General features: G+C 48.9%; 16 protein-coding genes. 7 read left to right on the top strand and 9 right to left on the bottom strand.

What is annotated here, in order from left to right:
* From C3B51_RS15060 to C3B51_RS15070, 3 genes are all read left to right on the top strand, one after another.
* Positions 1-2,133: AMP-binding protein (locus tag C3B51_RS15060; protein WP_165389167.1), on the top strand; the 2,133-nt coding region annotated here is incomplete at its 5' end.
* 183 nt (positions 2,134-2,316) lie between these two features.
* Positions 2,317-2,901 (top strand): alpha-ketoglutarate-dependent dioxygenase AlkB, encoded by a 585-nt coding sequence (locus tag C3B51_RS15065; RefSeq protein WP_130245586.1) that lies wholly within the window; start codon positions 2,317-2,319, stop codon positions 2,899-2,901.
* Between the two features lie 15 nt (positions 2,902-2,916).
* The gene (locus tag C3B51_RS15070) at positions 2,917-3,624 is read left to right on the top strand and encodes a nitrilase-related carbon-nitrogen hydrolase (protein WP_130245587.1); all 708 of its coding nucleotides are present in this window, start codon (positions 2,917-2,919) and stop codon (positions 3,622-3,624) included.
* Between the two features lie 13 nt (positions 3,625-3,637).
* Here C3B51_RS15070 and C3B51_RS15075 read toward each other — a convergent pair whose 3' ends face one another.
* Positions 3,638-4,540, bottom strand: coding sequence for a LysR family transcriptional regulator (locus tag C3B51_RS15075; protein WP_130245588.1), 903 nt, complete (start codon positions 4,538-4,540; stop codon positions 3,638-3,640).
* A 182-nt stretch (positions 4,541-4,722) separates the two neighbouring features.
* On the opposite strand from C3B51_RS15075, the gene C3B51_RS15080 reads away from it, so the two are divergent.
* Genes C3B51_RS15080 through C3B51_RS15090 form a run of 3 tightly spaced genes read left to right on the top strand, consistent with a single transcriptional unit; the run spans position 4,723 to position 5,926 of the window.
* On the top strand, positions 4,723-5,337 hold the full coding sequence (locus tag C3B51_RS15080) for a glutathione S-transferase family protein (RefSeq protein ID WP_240701911.1): 615 nt from the start codon (positions 4,723-4,725) through the stop codon (positions 5,335-5,337).
* Complete coding sequence (locus C3B51_RS15085) at positions 5,337-5,720, top strand: nuclear transport factor 2 family protein (RefSeq protein WP_130245589.1); 384 nt, start codon at positions 5,337-5,339, stop codon at positions 5,718-5,720. The genes C3B51_RS15080 and C3B51_RS15085 overlap by 1 nt, the downstream gene beginning before the upstream one ends.
* A 2-nt stretch (positions 5,721-5,722) precedes the next feature.
* Positions 5,723-5,926: a 2-hydroxymuconate tautomerase family protein gene (locus tag C3B51_RS15090; RefSeq protein ID WP_130245590.1), complete on the top strand. Its 204-nt coding sequence runs from the start codon at positions 5,723-5,725 to the stop codon at positions 5,924-5,926.
* A 3-nt stretch (positions 5,927-5,929) separates the two neighbouring features.
* Here the strand turns inward: C3B51_RS15090 and C3B51_RS15095 are convergent, their stop codons facing one another.
* The 6 genes from C3B51_RS15095 to C3B51_RS15120 all read right to left on the bottom strand — a co-directional run bounded on the left by C3B51_RS15095 (position 5,930) and on the right by C3B51_RS15120 (position 13,875).
* Positions 5,930-6,313 carry a winged helix-turn-helix transcriptional regulator gene (locus tag C3B51_RS15095; protein WP_125721670.1) on the bottom strand — a complete coding sequence of 128 codons (384 nt, stop codon included), beginning with the start codon at positions 6,311-6,313 and terminating at the stop codon, positions 5,930-5,932.
* Between the two features lie 186 nt (positions 6,314-6,499).
* Positions 6,500-8,134, bottom strand: coding sequence for a HEAT repeat domain-containing protein (locus C3B51_RS15100; protein ID WP_165389168.1), 1,635 nt, complete (start codon positions 8,132-8,134; stop codon positions 6,500-6,502).
* A 59-nt stretch (positions 8,135-8,193) separates the two neighbouring features.
* A complete protein-coding gene (locus C3B51_RS15105; RefSeq protein WP_130245592.1) occupies positions 8,194-10,071 on the bottom strand; it encodes a hypothetical protein in 1,878 nt (625 codons plus the stop codon).
* Positions 10,072-10,337: 266 nt separating this feature from the next.
* On the bottom strand, positions 10,338-11,681 hold the full coding sequence (gene creD / locus C3B51_RS15110) for a cell envelope integrity protein CreD (protein ID WP_130245593.1): 1,344 nt from the start codon (positions 11,679-11,681) through the stop codon (positions 10,338-10,340).
* A gap of 77 nt (positions 11,682-11,758) precedes the next feature.
* Positions 11,759-13,207: a two-component system sensor histidine kinase CreC gene (gene creC, locus C3B51_RS15115; RefSeq protein WP_130245594.1), complete on the bottom strand. Its 1,449-nt coding sequence runs from the start codon at positions 13,205-13,207 to the stop codon at positions 11,759-11,761.
* A complete protein-coding gene (locus C3B51_RS15120; RefSeq protein ID WP_130245595.1) occupies positions 13,204-13,875 on the bottom strand; it encodes a response regulator in 672 nt (223 codons plus the stop codon). The genes creC and C3B51_RS15120 overlap by 4 nt, the downstream gene beginning before the upstream one ends.
* Positions 13,876-14,046: 171 nt before the next feature.
* Here C3B51_RS15120 and C3B51_RS15125 point away from each other — a divergent pair, with 171 nt between their 5' ends.
* Positions 14,047-14,841: a putative porin gene (locus C3B51_RS15125; RefSeq protein WP_130245596.1), complete on the top strand. Its 795-nt coding sequence runs from the start codon at positions 14,047-14,049 to the stop codon at positions 14,839-14,841.
* 47 nt (positions 14,842-14,888) lie between these two features.
* Here the strand turns inward: C3B51_RS15125 and C3B51_RS15130 are convergent, their stop codons facing one another.
* Both C3B51_RS15130 and C3B51_RS15135 read right to left on the bottom strand, forming a co-directional pair.
* Complete coding sequence (locus C3B51_RS15130; RefSeq protein ID WP_046003591.1) at positions 14,889-15,101, bottom strand: helix-turn-helix domain-containing protein; 213 nt, start codon at positions 15,099-15,101, stop codon at positions 14,889-14,891.
* Between the two features lie 3 nt (positions 15,102-15,104).
* A complete protein-coding gene (locus C3B51_RS15135) occupies positions 15,105-15,620 on the bottom strand; it encodes a hypothetical protein (RefSeq protein ID WP_125721662.1) in 516 nt (171 codons plus the stop codon).
* Positions 15,621-15,727: the final 107 nt, after the last annotated feature.

Consider the following 15,727-nt stretch of genomic DNA (forward strand, 5'->3'; position numbering starts at 1 on the left):
CTGGATGAGGCAAAGACCCAGGCGTGTCTGCGCGGGTATAGCGACACGAGATTGGATATCACTGTAGAGCCTGAGGATCTGGCGTATGTGATTTACACCTCGGGTTCCACGGGGACACCAAAAGGCGTGATGGTGGAGCACAAACAGCTGGCGCACTACATTCAGTTCGCGATGGCTGAATATGGCGGTGCACATCTGCAGGGGGCTGTGGTTTCAACATCTCAAGCTTTTGATGCCACCGTGACCAGCTTGTTTTATCCGCTCATGACGGGAAAAACGGTATATCTCACAGATCAGACAGAGGCGGGTATTGAGCAACTGCAAGCGCAATTGCAAGACACCCAACCCTGGCTTTTCAAACTGACTCCGGCGCATTTGCATTTGCTACAGCAATTACCCTGGCAAAACGAGCACACAGATACTGCCCATGTTGTTGTTGTGGGCGGGGAGCAGCTGAGTACTCAGGCCATGCGAGTTTGGTGCAACCGCTTACCTAATACCCGTTTTATAAACGAATATGGACCTACTGAAGCGGCTGTGGGGTGCTGCATCAAAGAGATCTCAGCGCAGCAGCCGCTTTGCGAACACGAGACTGTGGTCGCAATTGGCAGACCGATTGCTAGAACCCGGCTGTATGTATTGGATCACAACCTGGCACTCGTGCCGCAAGGTGCCGTGGGTGAGCTGTATATTGCAGGTGAAGGGGTCGCGCGTGGATACCTGGGGCAAGCTGAATTGACTCAGACGCGGTTTATTGCAAACCCATTTAGCGATGAGCCGCACTACCGCACCCTGTATAAAACGGGCGACAGAGTGAAGTGGCTCGACAACGATGAACTACAATATCTGGAGAGAATGGACGACCAGGTTAAGATCCGTGGTCACAGGGTTCAACTATCTGAAATTGATGAGCATATTCAGCAGCTTGATGGTGTTCATATGAGTTTAACTTTACACCATGCACAAACGCTGATTAGTTTTGTGCAGCCGTTACAGGTCGATCTGAAGCTTGAATCTGTTGCACTGCGCCAGGCGCTGGCCGAGCAGTTGCCTGGTTACATGTTACCGCAGCAGGTTGTTCGGATTGAACATTGGCCATTGACCGCCAACGGGAAGTTTGACACCACAGCACTGCTGGCTCTGGCCGCGCAAGTTAAGCCTCAACACAGCAGTGCAGGTATCAGTAACCCGGTTGAGCAACGTATTGCGGATATCTGGTGCAAACTGTTGCACTGTGACTCTTTGAGCATTGATGATGACTTCTTCTCTGTAGGTGGTCATTCCATCACTTTGGTTGCACTGATGGTGTCCTTGAATAAGGCATTTCAGCGCAGTGATGTCACAATCGAGCGGTTACTACAATCCAGTACAATCAGAGCTCAGGCCCAGTGGTTGTCAACGCCGGCAAAGACAGTGCGTGAGGTCAGCCCTCTTACTGCACTCAATTTACCGGAGTCAGCGGGTCAAAGTGATCCTGGCAAACTGATCGTCGTTTTCCCAGGCGCGGCATTGGCAAGTCATAATTATGTTGCTTTTGGTCAGGCGGCAACCGACGCTGTATACGTTGCTGAGCCTTGGTCAGGTTCGCAGCAAGGTTGTTACTATAAGTCGCTTGAGGATCAAGTCACACAAGTATGTCAGTGGCTATTAACCCATCACAAGTCGGACAAAGTGACCTTGGTTGGACATTCATTTGGCGGATTTGTGGCATTCTCCGTCGCCCACGAGCTGACCAAAAAAGGACTTGATGTGTCACTCAACCTTGTTGAAAGCCTGGTGTTTAACACCTCAGACGATGACTTCAAAGACGAGCCTGATTGGGTGCAATTAGGGCAAGAGCTGAACTCTGACAAGGCACATGCCGAGTTGCTAGAGGCGCAGCTTAAGGTCACACAGGGGTTATACCAAAGACAACTCGGCTGGGCTGCTGAATATCGCTTTGAAGAGCGCTATGCTGGGCCAGTGCGTTATATTTTCAGTACCGAAAACACCTATTTTAAAGAGGTTGGAAAGGTGATTGAGAATGTCCAGCAGCACTGTTTGCAGCAGGTTTCAGTGGCACACGTTGAGGGCGATCATTTCAGCCTGTTTGATGAAAGGCACAGCGCAGCCTTGCTTCAGGCATTGTGCTGAGAGGTCCGGGCTTGAGCCACCATATGGATGGTGGCAACCTCATTACTCGTACGAGATGGAGTCACAGTCGGTTCAGTGCTGTGACTCCATCCCGTCTTTACCCGGAGCAATAGCGCTCTGATATTGACAGAGCCGTAATGGTGGGAGACAGTGTATGCTAAACTTGATCTAAAGGACAAATATATGCAGCTGGCGCTTACGTGTGAAGCACATTATGAGGCGAACTTTTTGACTGAGGAGCAAAGTCAGGCGTTATTTCAGTGGTTAAGCGAGCACTTCGACTTATCACAGCCAGAAACCATAGTCATGCCGGATGGATCTGACATGGCAATTTTGCCCTGGAAAGTGAACCTGTTATCTCCGGATCTTATCGAGTCCGGCCTGTTTGAGCGACACCACGGCAGGCAATCCCCCTGGTGTCCTTTAATCGATACCATTCATCAACGCCTTGTTGAGCGCACTGGGTTAAGCTTTCCCGTCTGCGTCTGTATTTATTATCCAGACGGAGACGAGTGGATGGATTTCCACTGTGATTTGTCCGCGTTCGGGTCAACCAATGTGATCCCGTCTTTGAGCTTAGGCGCAAAACGGACTTTCCAGATCCGTAGTCAGACAGATCATCAGGAGCTACATTCAATTGAGCTGGAAAACGGTTCATTATTTATCATGGGCAATGGTTTTCAGTCACAGTATCAGCACGCGGTGCCAAGATCACCCGGAGCAGGTCCCCGTTTTAACCTGACTTTTCGTCAGTTTAGACCGTACTAGTCTGTAGGGAATAAGATGAAAATTGGCTTTTTTCAGTTTGACGTAGCGTTTGCCGAGCCACAGCAAAACCGCGATGCCATCAAGCGTGCGCTGATGTCTCATGAGTTTGATCTCTTGTTGCTGCCTGAGTTGTGTACCACGGGGAGTATTTTCTTCGATCGCCATCAGGTCAGTGAATTGGCCGAAGACTTGTATCATGGGCCATCTTCACAGCTGCTGCAAACGTTAGCCCGGGAAAAGTCGGCATATATCGTTGCCGGGCTGGCCGAATGTTATGAGGGGCAGCTCTATAACAGTACCCTGCTTGCAGGCCCCGAGGGCTTACTCGGTGTGCATCGCAAAGTGCACCTCGCACCGACAGATCAGTCACGGTTTGTGCCTGGTAAGGACTTCTGCGTGTATGACGTGCAGGGGGTTAAAATAGGTGTCCTGTTATGTTACGACATCTGGTTTGAAGATGGACTGGCTAGCCTCAAAGCGCAGGGCGTGCAGATCATTCTTAATCCGTCGAACTTTTGCGGAGAAGACAGCCTGGCAGTGATCAAAAAGGCGGCCAAAGACTACGGCGTTTATGTGATCGCAGCCAATCGTCTGGGTATGGATCACGACTGTAATACGGGAGTGCGCTTTATTGGCAACAGCCTGATTGTTGACCCGCAAGGTAAGGTACTGGTGCAGGGAGACGAGTCTCAGCAATTGCGGGTGATTGAACTGGCGTTTTGATCAGGTTCATAGATTAGCAGCGTGTCTGGTCGGCATACGGATAATGATGCGTAAACCAGTGCTGTAAAAACTGAATGCATTGCAACACACTGGCCGGAACGTGATGGCGGGCAGGATAGAGTGCCAGCAGGGTGAGTTGTGGCTTCTGACTGTCTGGCAGAATACTGACTACCTCTTTGCTCGCAATTGCTTGCCGGCAGGCAAATTCAGGTAAGATACCAATACCCAATCCAGCTTTAATGGACTCCAGCATAAACAGGACGTTGTTCGCCTTTAGTGTGCCTGAAATCTTCACTCCTTCATCCAAAGGCCAGATATTTTTTCCTTTAAAGTAGCGGTATTCAAAGCAGTTATGCAGCGTTAAATCCCGTGGGTGCTCAATGGCTGGGTTGGTTGCCAGGTATTGGGGGCTGGCGCAAATATGATAGTCAAAACGGGTTATTTCACGTCCAATGTAATTACTGTCGATGGGTCGGCTGGTAGCGCGCAGGCCAAGATCAAACCCTTGCTCAACCAGATCTATATCCTCATCACCAAGATGAATGTCGAGTTCTATATCCGGGTAGGTTTGCATAAAGTCTGCAAACGCTTTCCCCAAATCTGTGATCCCCAGCACCATAGGTAAATTAATTTTTAACTTGCCTGTGGGCGCCTGTTGCGTTGACAGAACAAAGGAGTCCGCTTCTTCCAGTTTACTGAGAATGTCTCTGGCACGTTGTAAATAGCCTTCACCGACTTGGGTCAGCTGGAGATGGCGGGTGGTGCGATGGAGCAAGCGTGCACCAAGTTGATCCTCAAGGCGGCTAATCTCTTTGCTGATCATCGATTTTGATGTGTTGAACTGTTCAGCAACCCGGGTAAAGCTGCCAACTTCCGCTAATTTCACAAAGAGTTCAATGGCACGTAGCTTGTTCATTTAAATTATCCTTAGGGGCAGTGGGGCATATTACAGCAAGGATATACTGTTTCCTGTATGTGAACACTTGGTTTCTTTTGTAGTTATATATCAAACAAAGCACAAGTCATAGACTAACAGGGTTGAACATATTCGCAGGTGAAGAACGCTGAAATCGCCTGTATTACACAGCAAGAAGGACTATGACTATGTACACCCTTTACTACATTCAGGAAGCCTGCTCACTGGCCGTACACACCGTATTACGTGAGCTTGGGCAGGATGTGACGCTTATCCGCACTGATAGCCTCAGTGATTTTGCCGCCGTTAACCCTGGGCTACAGGTACCGGTACTGATAGATGGAGATGAAACGCTGGTTGAAGGGGCTGCGATTATGCTGCACCTCACTAACAAGCACCCGAGCCGTTTGTTTCCCACCGAGCAGGGGCCTGCTCGTCGCCGTGCAGTGGAGCACTTGTTATTTGCTAATGCCACCATGCATCCTGCCTATTCCAAATTGTTTTTTGTGGCGCAGGCTGCTGAGGAAGGTGTCGTGCGTCAGCAGCTGTTTGAGGCGGCCGCAAAGGTGATCAATCAGTTATGGGAGCAGGTTGAATCTCAGTTGCAATCTCAGCCATTCCTGGGCGGCCAGCATGCCTGTGTCGCAGATATTTTGCTGGCTGTTTACTCGCGCTGGGGAGCCGCCTTTCCTGTCGACATCATAATACCCCCTCGCACTGCGCGCATGATTGAAGCGGTAACTTGCATGCCAGGTTTTGTTGCGGCCTTACAGGCTGAACAGGCGCAGGGGGCATAATGGATCACGTCGAGATGAAAAGGGAGCTGAGCGAGATCCGGGCCATGGTGCAATGTTACTTTACGGGACTACATGAGGGCGATAGTGAGACATTACGAAACCTGTTTCACCCCGACTGCTGGCTAAAAGCACCGGGTTTGAGGCGCACTCGGGATGAATGGCTAAAACAGGTCAGCGAACGCACTTCACCGGCAGAAAAAGGCGATGAATTTGCCTATCAGATACTGGCAATAGACTTGCTTGGGCAACAAGCCATGGTCAAGGTGTTATGCCCGCTGTTTGAACACAATTATATCGACTTTCTGGGCCTGCTGAAAGAGCAGGGGCAGTGGCGGATAGTCAACAAAATGTATGCAAATTTACCACACACAGTTCAGGAGTAACTATGCCTTATATTCATATTCAAATCACCGATGAGGGCGTGACCAACGCCCAGAAGCAGTCACTGATCAAAGGCGCTACCCAGCTGATGGTCGATGTACTGGGTAAGAATCCACAGACGACCTTTGTGGTCATTGACGAAGTCCCTACTGACAACTGGGGTATTGGCTTTGAGCAGGTCACGGCGCTCAGACAGCGACAAGCATAACAGCTATTGCTTATTGGCCTCGTCATATCGAGTACGGGCTGCGCTTATTTCATCGAAGTGATCGTCGGCCCATAAGACCAGTTGCCAGGCGGATTTGGCAAGCCCGCGTCCCAGCTCGGTGAGCTCATATTCGACCTTAACGGGGACCTCAGCATAAACCGTGCGCTTAACATAGCCATCGCGTTCCATATCGCGCAAGGTCTGTGTCAGCATCCGCTGTGATATGCCCTTGATCCGTGATTTCAGGGCGTTGAAGCGATCGGGACCATCTACCAGTGCAAACAGAATTAAAATCGACCATTTGTCACCTATCTGGGCGACCACATTGCGGATCGGGCAGCGCTCGTTTTGCTCAAAGACCCGGCGGGCGGGGCTTGTGTTACTCATAGGATTATTTCCTGACTCTAATTGTACTTTATAGGTTGCTATACTTATTTTAGTGCTTAAGTATATATAAGTAACTAAAGAGGTGGAAGTCTTGAATAAAGACAAATAGCGCCGGAGAAATACCATCTGGCGACTGAAAAAATAAACCCCACTTTAAAAAGTGGGGTTTATTATCAATCTGCGGCGCTATTGCGCCTTTTCTTCTTTGCTGTGTAGCAGTTTTATGATGGCCTTAAAGTTTCGCCGTGAGGTTTCGTTTTGCAGTGCCTGACGTAGTATGGGCTTAATACCGTCTTTTTGCTTTTGAGTCGCTAAGGCTTTGATAGCGGCCAGGCGAACGGCATCGTCCTGGTCATTCACAGCCATATTCAGCACGGTATCGCTGGTCCTGGCACTCATCTGATAATTCCCTAATGCACTGAGCAGAGCTTTTTTATTGCGCTCTGGCGATTTAAAAAAGTGTTGCTCCAGATGTTGATAGGCCGTGTTGGTTTGCATCATACCCAATGCGCGGATAGATGCTTTCTCAATACGGGCACTGGTATCGGATAAATGGGAAGTAAGCGTTGCCTCGTGCTGTGGGTCGCGGCTGTTCCCCAGTGCAGTTAGCAGTCCAGCGGTTTTAACTTCACTTTCACCGAGTGTAATTTGCTCTGTAATCGCTTGACTCAACTGTGTCGCGGTATCAGATGCGCTACGGTTGTTGAGCAAGATCCCCAGTGTCATATAGAAACTGGATTCAACTTCCGCATCTAACGTGCTGAACCCATTAACCAGCATCTCCAGCAGCATATCCGTGGCTTGCTGTGACAGCGGCGCATTGCCTTGGGTCAGAGCACGCAGTGCACGAAACTGAGTGAGTGGTTGCTTCTCTGCTTGTAACAGACGGCTGAGTAAGTGCTGGCTGGTTGCTGAATCCAGCTGTCCGAGTGCATTAAACAGCCGCATCTGAGCTTTGTCGTTCAGCGTGCCAGAGAGCATTAATGGGCCCAGGGTACCAATCACAGCATCGTATTTTTTTAGCAAAATCGACAGGGTATGGGCATCGATTTGGGTGATGTCCTGGCCTGTGATCAGCTGTTGCAATTCGGCGGCAAGGCGCGCTTTTTCGGCTTCACTGAGTTCAACCTGGGTGTGCTGCCAGCGTGTCAGGTCGTCGTCCAGCTCGTATAAGGGGGTATTAAAAGTCTGGGCAACACGTGTCAGCGTATAGTTTTGCCGGGAGCCAAAGCGCAGGTCGGTCCCGCTCAGCGTCAGCACTTCATTGCCTTCACGGTGTGCTAAAAAACAGCTATCCGGGGTGATCAGGTGGGCTGAGTCGAGCACCTCAATGCGATTAAATGTGGTTAGCACAGAGGGGTCAAAGTTGCTGTAGTGTTGTTTGACCATTTTTAGTTGCTTATCGGCTTGCTGGTATGCAGGCTGGTATTGCCCAAGGGTGTCGGGCTCTTTACTTACCTGCCTGATATCTCGTTGATATTGCAGGTAATAAGCCAGCCCTTTGAGCTTGTCCTGGGTCTGCTGGTCGAGCTCAGCGGCAAAGTAAAAGTCGCTGATAAGCCCCTTGTCCGTTAATTTAAAGGCAAAAGCATGCTCATAACTGGGTAGCGGAATACGCGTTTTACCCTGAACGGCAGCAACCTGATCGGCCTTGATGGCCCACCAGTTTTTCTCGTCGCCTTTTTGCGCGGCTTTAAGCGACAGCTTGCCCTGCAAGTGCACAGTCGACGTTTGCGGGGCACTTTGCAGCTTAATGTAATCAAAGGAAGTCTGGGTTTGGATATCAAACTGGTATTGTGGCTGGCAGAGTGTGCCAGCCATTACATGAGTGCTTGTCAGCGCCACCCAGGGCGCTGCAAGCAGAGTCAATCGACACAAGGTCATAGTTCGATTTCGTCCTCTTTGGAATATAAAGTCCAGGATTTGTTATACACGCTTGGCGTTTGGTATAGCCACAGGTCGTAACGGTGAGTTTTCTTACCACACGGGTAAGGGATCCCCCACTTTTTACACCACTTTACGCCAATGGTTTCGGCGTATAAACCAAATTTACCTGAGATCACATCCAAGTCGTTCTTCAGTTCAATACCGTAATAAATGTGTGGTGCTTTGTTACCAGTTGAGACCAGAGCAAAGCCTGCATTGGACTCCATGGCAAAAGTGTTGTCGATTAAAGTCAAAATCGCCTGAATACCGGCTGAGATCAGGCCCAGGTTCACACCGCCACGGCCGAAGGCGCCAAAGTCGACATGGAACAAGTCGCCCTCGGCATAAAGTTCTGCGTTGTAGCCGACTGTCAGCTCAAAACCCAGGTTACCGGTAACACCGGCTTCAACACTCATAGGCACCGGACCTATGGTAAAGCGGGCCTGTGCCAGTACTTTTTCTTCTTCCCAGGACTTTTCCCAGGACTTTTCGTACTTAGTGGTGTATTTCTCATCTTCAAACGCCACGTTATTAAAGATGATCATTTCAGACGCGTAGCCGGTGTTTTGGCCACTGATATAAGCGCTGCCATCGTAGGAAATACTGAACAGGGTATTTTGCGCGTTGAAGAAGTAAGCCTCGACCACGCCTTCACCTGCAATGCGCCCGCCCGGATCGCCGGTCGGTACAATAAACAGCTGGCCGCTTAAATCCACGCCAACACTGAACTTAGACTTGTCACCGTAGGATTTATCAAACTCTTTCTCAAGCTTGATGTTCGCCAGACCCACTGAATACTGGGCATCACGCTTTGCCTGGCTTTGCTCCGTATCCGTGCTCTCGCCAGTAAAGAAGTACAAAGGGATCTCAGTTTCGATCACATTGTTGTCTGTGATGGTCTCTGCATTCTGCGCCAGATCCGTTAAGGTAAAACGAACTTGCAAAGACTGCTCCACAGTTGCGTCATAACCCTGATAAATCTGGCGAAGCAGGGCGTCATCCAGGGCAATGTCAAAACCAATGTGCTCATCGTGCAAGCCGGCAGTAAAGTTGTGCGTGAGCTGTGCCTCGTACGCGGTATTTTCGGCATTCCAGAAATGGGTTGGTTGCCAGTTGCCGTTTACCAACACTTCTGCAGTGATAGCGGTACTACCCAGGTTCGAACCTTCGTAATCCGCGCTCAGGTAACCAACTAAGTCGGAATGATGGTCACTGGTGCCATCGGTGTTGTCAGGCACATCCAGGATCAAGGTCTGCTGACCGAACTGTGCATCCAGCAGTTTGTAATCATGGCTTTCTAAGACACGCACGTGTACATCTGCAAATGGAAATTCGCCATCAGCAAAGGGCGCATGATCAACCGATGGATGGTTGTCTTCTTCGACGTCTTCCGCATGGTCATCATGAGGGTCAATCTGTGCGATTAAGTGATAGTGGCCACCCAGCAGGGTATCCGGAATGGTGATCTCGGTTTCAAAGCTGTGGCTGCCCTCACTGACTTGAGTCAGCTCCAGTGCGCCCACTTTGTGTACTTCTTCAATTTCGGCTTCTTCACCGTTGCTGGTATCCAGCTCGGCGGCATGAACCATGTAAAAGTGCACATCAACATCAATGTCTTTAAAGCCGCTGATGTCAACATCATAGAAAACCCGCACAGCGGTGTTAGGTTCCAGCGTTTCCAGTGGACCCGTAGATATTTTGGTGATGGCAATATTGCTTTTGCTTTGTTCAACCGGGATAACGATAGGTTGCTTATCATTCCCCCCAAGTTCACAGCCCGACAGCGTGGTTAGCATCGCTCCGGCTAATATGGCACGTGTAAAATGGCGCATTGTATTTCCTACTCTATTCTTACCCAATGTTGAGTATATCGCAAAAATATGGAGGAATAATGAGTTTGGACGGGATTACGTGGCTCAGGTCATCGGGAAGTATGAGCAGACTGGGAATGATAGTGTGTAAAAAGTGAACTTTTGGCATAAGTGTTCTCAATGAAGGTGATCTTTAAGTGCCAAACACATTTGCTTATTGTCAGATACTTTTCGTGTTATCTGACAATAAGCGCAGCAATATAGTTTTAACCTTCACGCTCCTTTGCCTACTGGCAATGGGTGTCAGTTTGTTGTACTGGCTGTTGCTTAGTCTGAGCCTGAGTTGCGCCGTACCAATTGACGTGTCGGGTCGCAAACATAACTACCGCGAGTACCGTAAAGCACAGCAGGCTGCCCAGCAGGAGTGCATAGTGCTCAGCGTTTAACATGGCATACAGCATGCTATAGAGCGCACTCAGAGCAATGAGGTAACAGGTGCTGAGCTTGGCACTTTGCAGTATTCCCCAAATGTAGCTCACCAGCAGCAGTATCGCTGCAAGCGCTGACAGGGCATAGGCTAAGGCAAAGCCCACATGCTCACTCAGAGAAATCAGCAACAGATAAAAGACCGCCAGTGACAGCCCGACAAAGCCGTATTGCACCGGGTGAATGGCTTTGGCTTTGCTAAGTTCCAGTAAAAAGAAACTCGATATCACCAGAATAATCACCAGTAGTGCATAGTTTGTGGCGCGATGGCTTTTGAGGTAATGATCAACCGGCTCAATGAGGCGCACGCCCATATTGCGTGCTTCTAGTTGTTCACACTGACGTTTAAAAAGGCAACGCGAGAAGAGTTCTTGCATGTTGGTGGCAAAGTAGCTGGTCTGCCAGCTGGCGTTAAAGTCTGTTTCTGAGATCTCTGAGTGAACTGGCAGATACTCTCCCTGAAAACTGGGGTGTGGCCAGTTTGCTGCCAACGATACTTGGGTACGCGCTCCCAAAGGGGCGATTGCCAAAGAAGTCATACCCTGTAAATCTAACTTAATATCAAACGTCAGGACGTTATTGCGCAAGGTTGCGAGTGGCAGCGCAATATGCACGCCTTCCTCTACAGAGTTTAACGTAGTACCGGGGATCAGTGTATGGGGCCGTCCATTGAGTGAAACTTGGGTGTCCAGGCCAATCCCACGGATATCACTTACCCCTAACACCATGACGACCTTGGTTAGTTTAAGTTTCGCTAAGTCCTGCAGCTGCACCGAGTCAAACTGCCCGGTTAGTGACAAATCTGCGCGGTAGAGTTGTGCCTTATAAATGCTGCGGTATTTCTCGAAAGTATTGAGAGACCCCTGAACCGTTAATTGTTCGGGGAGTAAGGCACGCTGGTGTTTTGTGCGCGTATGTACGCCATCGGTCTCAGTCGAGACTTCATACTCGGCATAAATAAAGGGGGCAATCAGAGATTGAGCATCACTGGTGCTGCGGGCAATCTCCTGTCTTACTGTGTGTTCAGTGGCGGAGCGCTCGTCGATCAAATCGGTGATCATGGCGATGGGGATCATCAGCAGCACTATAATTGCGGCGATGATGGCTAATTTGATCCCCATTTTCTCGGTAATTTGTTGTGTCATAAGTCTCTCGGTTAGGTCTTTTGTACCCACAGGTTAACCGAGACAATTGGCGTTAGTGTGGTGGTTATATGGAGACTCTATGGCGTTTTAATGGTGAAGGTGGCGAGAACACCCTGACCGTAGTTGTTGATGGTCAGGCTACCATGATGCAGCTTGGCGACCCGCTCCACAAAATTGAGGCCAAGCCCGGTACTTTTTGCGCCATTGGCACGAGGCAGGGAGTAAAACCGTTCACATAATCTGGGCAGTGCATAATCGGGGATTGTTGGACCTGTGTTGTAGATGCTGAATGAGCAGATGTTGTCGGTCGCCCCGACGGACAGGCTGATCTCTGTGTGCTCGGTGACGAAGTCCAGGGCGTTTTCAAGCAAATTAAGGAGCGCTTGTTGCAACAGGAAAGGGTCGCCGTTTACGACTTTGATCGGACCCAGTGTTATTGTGAAGGTGACGGATTTTTGCAGCAATCGATGGGCCAGTATTTGCTCGCATTGGTTTAATAAAGGCTCTATTGGCACGCTTTGCCGGGTGTTCAGTGCAGGCAATTGCTCCAGTTTAGCCAGTTCCAGAAGCCTGTCGATCAGTTGTTGCATTCGCTGGGTTTCCCGCTCGATATTGTGCGCAAATTGGTGGCGTTTATCATCGCTCAGCGGCATTTGTAACAGTTCGCTGGCCCCTTTGATCCCGGAAAGTGGGCTTTTTAATTCATGGGTTAAGGTTTCAACGTATTGCTCTATGTAGACTTTGCCATCAAGTTGATTGCGCATTTGCTCCACGGCATCGCTGAGTTGGCGATATTCGTAGAAGATCCTGAACTGGGGTTTATCAGCTTGCTCACCAAGCCCCATTTTTCTTGCATAATCAGAGAGTTTGCTAACCGCCGAGTTGATCCGCCAGGCGATGAGTGCGCCAATCAGCAGTGCGAGTAAGCTAAGCAGCCCGAGCCATTTTAAAATGCGCTGCTGGCTGTGTTCTATGAATGGCTGCACAGAGCGATTTGCTTTGGCAACAGTGAGGCTCCCTATGATTTTGTCCTGGTAAATCACCGGTGCGGCAACATGCATGACCGTGGACAGTGGGTCGCCTGGATCGGTTGCAGTGGAACGTGCGCCATATTCTCCGCGCAAGGTCAGGTACACATCGTTCCATTGCGAAAAGTCATTGCCGACATCTTGCTGCCAGGAGTCTGCAACCACAATACCGCGCTCATCTGTGAGATAAATACGATGCGACATATTGGTCTTCTCAATTCCCCAAATTGCGGCATCGACTTTTCGCTGTCCGTATACTTTCATCAGTTCAACCAGGCGGCTGTTACTGGTCTTGCCCTGAGCCAAGTCTTCTGCGACAACAACTGCGAGTAAATTAGCCATATCGACCAGGGTTTCTTCGGTTGCCTGACGTATGGTTGGTTTAATCTCTCTTAGCATGGTGTTGCTGATCACATAAGTTGTTAGTAGCACCAATATCAGATAGAGGATGAAAAACCTCAGTCCCAGTGGGATACGTGGCCAGCGTAGTGACTTCACATGTAACCCTCGAAGTAATAGCCAAACCCGCGCTTTGTTTTTAACCAGTTGGCGCAGTTTAACTGCTTCATTTTTACGCGTATTGCTTTGATGTGACTGTCAATATTTCGCTCATACCCACAATCTGCCGGGGCCTCAGTGGCATCCAGTAGTTGGGCTCGGCTCAGCACATTCGGCGCGTGGGTGATCAGAGCATGAACTACTTTATACTCGAGTGCAGTCAGGCCCAGCGCCGTTCCTTCATAGTAATAATCAAAGTTTTTTGACTGCCATTTTTTGACAGGCTGAGCAGTTATAGTCGTTGCAGCATACTGGGGTTTTCTTAACCTGAGTTTCACCCGCGCGAGCATTTCTCTGGGGCTAAAAGGTTTGGTGACATAATCGTCTGCGCCAATTTCCAAACCAACCACACGATCAATTTCATCACTGCGCGCGGTTAAAAAGATAATGGGCACCGCAGAAAACTGGCGTAATTGCTTGCACAAGTCAAAGCCATTGCCATCGGGCAAGCCAACATCCAGGATCACTAAATCGGCGGCCTGTTGTTGCAGGTATGTCAGTCCGTCGCCGACGGTGGTAAACCATTGTACATTAAATCCGTCCATTTCCAGAATGTGAACCAGCGTATCGGCAATCGCAGGTTCGTCTTCAATTATCACTATGCTCATATATTGTCGTTGTCTGTTTGTGCAAAGAGTCGCCTAACATATTACCCGTAAAGCAAAAAACGGCAAAATACTGAAAAAGTCATTGCGCGTTCAGTTTCGTTCTTATACCATCCGCGCGCTCACTAAGGTGGTGAGCATTACCGCTTTACTATATGGAAATAAAGGGTTTTTATGAAAAAGCTACTCACACTTGCGGCACTCGCCGTTGTTACTGCCACATCCGTTCACGCTACTGAGACCAAGCAATGGTTTAACAGTGCAACCTATACCGATCAGGACCGCACTTTTGATAACGATGCGTTGATGCTGAGCAGCCGTTACTTCTTTGCACCTCAGCAGAGTTCAGGTGTTTGGGATGACTATGGTTACCTGGATACCGACAGCAATGTTGGCCTGAGTTACTACAACGATGAGTATATGAACCGCTTCTCTTTTGCCGGTGAGGGATACTTTAGCAAAGAAGTATTCGTGGTTGGTCAAGTCAGTGACCTGGGTGAAATAGACGACCATTACACTTACGGGGTAGGCTATCTGTATAACGACAAGCTGAAGCTCAGTGTTCGTCGCAATGAATCTGACCTGGGGGCCGACAGTACCTGGTTAAAAGCAGAGTATAATCATCAGCTTAATGATACCGACTATTTAGGTGTCACAATTGATACCGATGATGAAATGGACAACTACACGGTTTCAGGCCGCTACTTTATGCATCTGGATGCAGAGCGCTATATCAGCGTTGATGTATCTCACCACGAGATCGATTTAGGTTCCTCAGATTTCTCGTATAACAACGCTCTGGTTAATTTCTACTTTAATCGCAACATTGCAGTGGGCGTAGGTTCTTATGACTCTGATTTGGCGTTGCAGGGTAAGTACTTCTTCAACGACAGCTATTATCTCACAGCCGAGTATGTTGACCGCGATGCCGGTGAAGAGACCAGCTTAAAGTTTGTCGCTCAGTTTTAAAGCGCATTCGTGAAGCTTAGGGTTGCAGCCGCTGCAACCCTAAATGTTTATTCTCCATCTGGCTTAAAGGCCAGCAGATCACCAGGCTGACAGTCTAAGTAGTGACAGATCTGTGCCAGCGTTTCAAAACGCACCCCTTTCACTTTGCCGCGTTTAAGCAAGGATAAGTTGGCTTCGGTGATCCCGATGGCTTTGGCGAGTTCTTTAGATGACACTTTGCGCATTGCCATCACCACATCTAAGTTGACAACAATTTCCATGGCTTAGATAAACTCCTTGTTTTCATCTTCTATCTCTTTTGCTGCTTTTAGCAGGTAAGCCACTACAGCGAATAGTCCGAGCGTCATAAGTTCACCAAAGGGGATTTTCAGCACCACCTGATTGGAGTGGTAGAGGGTGTGATACCAGTAATCCAGTGAAAAAGTCAGGCCAGATGAATAGAGTACCAAGGCAATTTTGGTCCAGATAAAGCCCTGATAGCAGATGTAGCAGCTGTGATGGAAAAACTGCCCGTTGCTAAAGAGTTTCAGGAGCCGAATGATCCAGTAAACACTCAGTAACATGCCCGCAAGCAATGGCACACTCAGACCAAACAACATCCCATTGCTTACCTGCTCATTTTGCCAAAGTAAATCAAATGATTTGCTTTCGACATAGCGTACCTGTCCATTGATAACCAGCTGATATACGAGAAATGAAAGTACGATGCCACTGAGCCCCAATACGGCTACACGAAAGGCGCCGCACCAGCGCTGAATTTTATCTGTCGATTTGATCATAAAGATCCCTTCTTTCGATGTTGTTATTGATAACAATCATACCATACAGAAACTTATTTCTGTAAAAATAAAATAAATTATCGTTTTACAATAATAAAAAGTCGTGT

Source organism: Pseudoalteromonas rubra, from assembly GCF_004212645.1.
GTDB classification, from domain to species: Bacteria; Pseudomonadota; Gammaproteobacteria; order Enterobacterales; family Alteromonadaceae; genus Pseudoalteromonas; species Pseudoalteromonas rubra_G.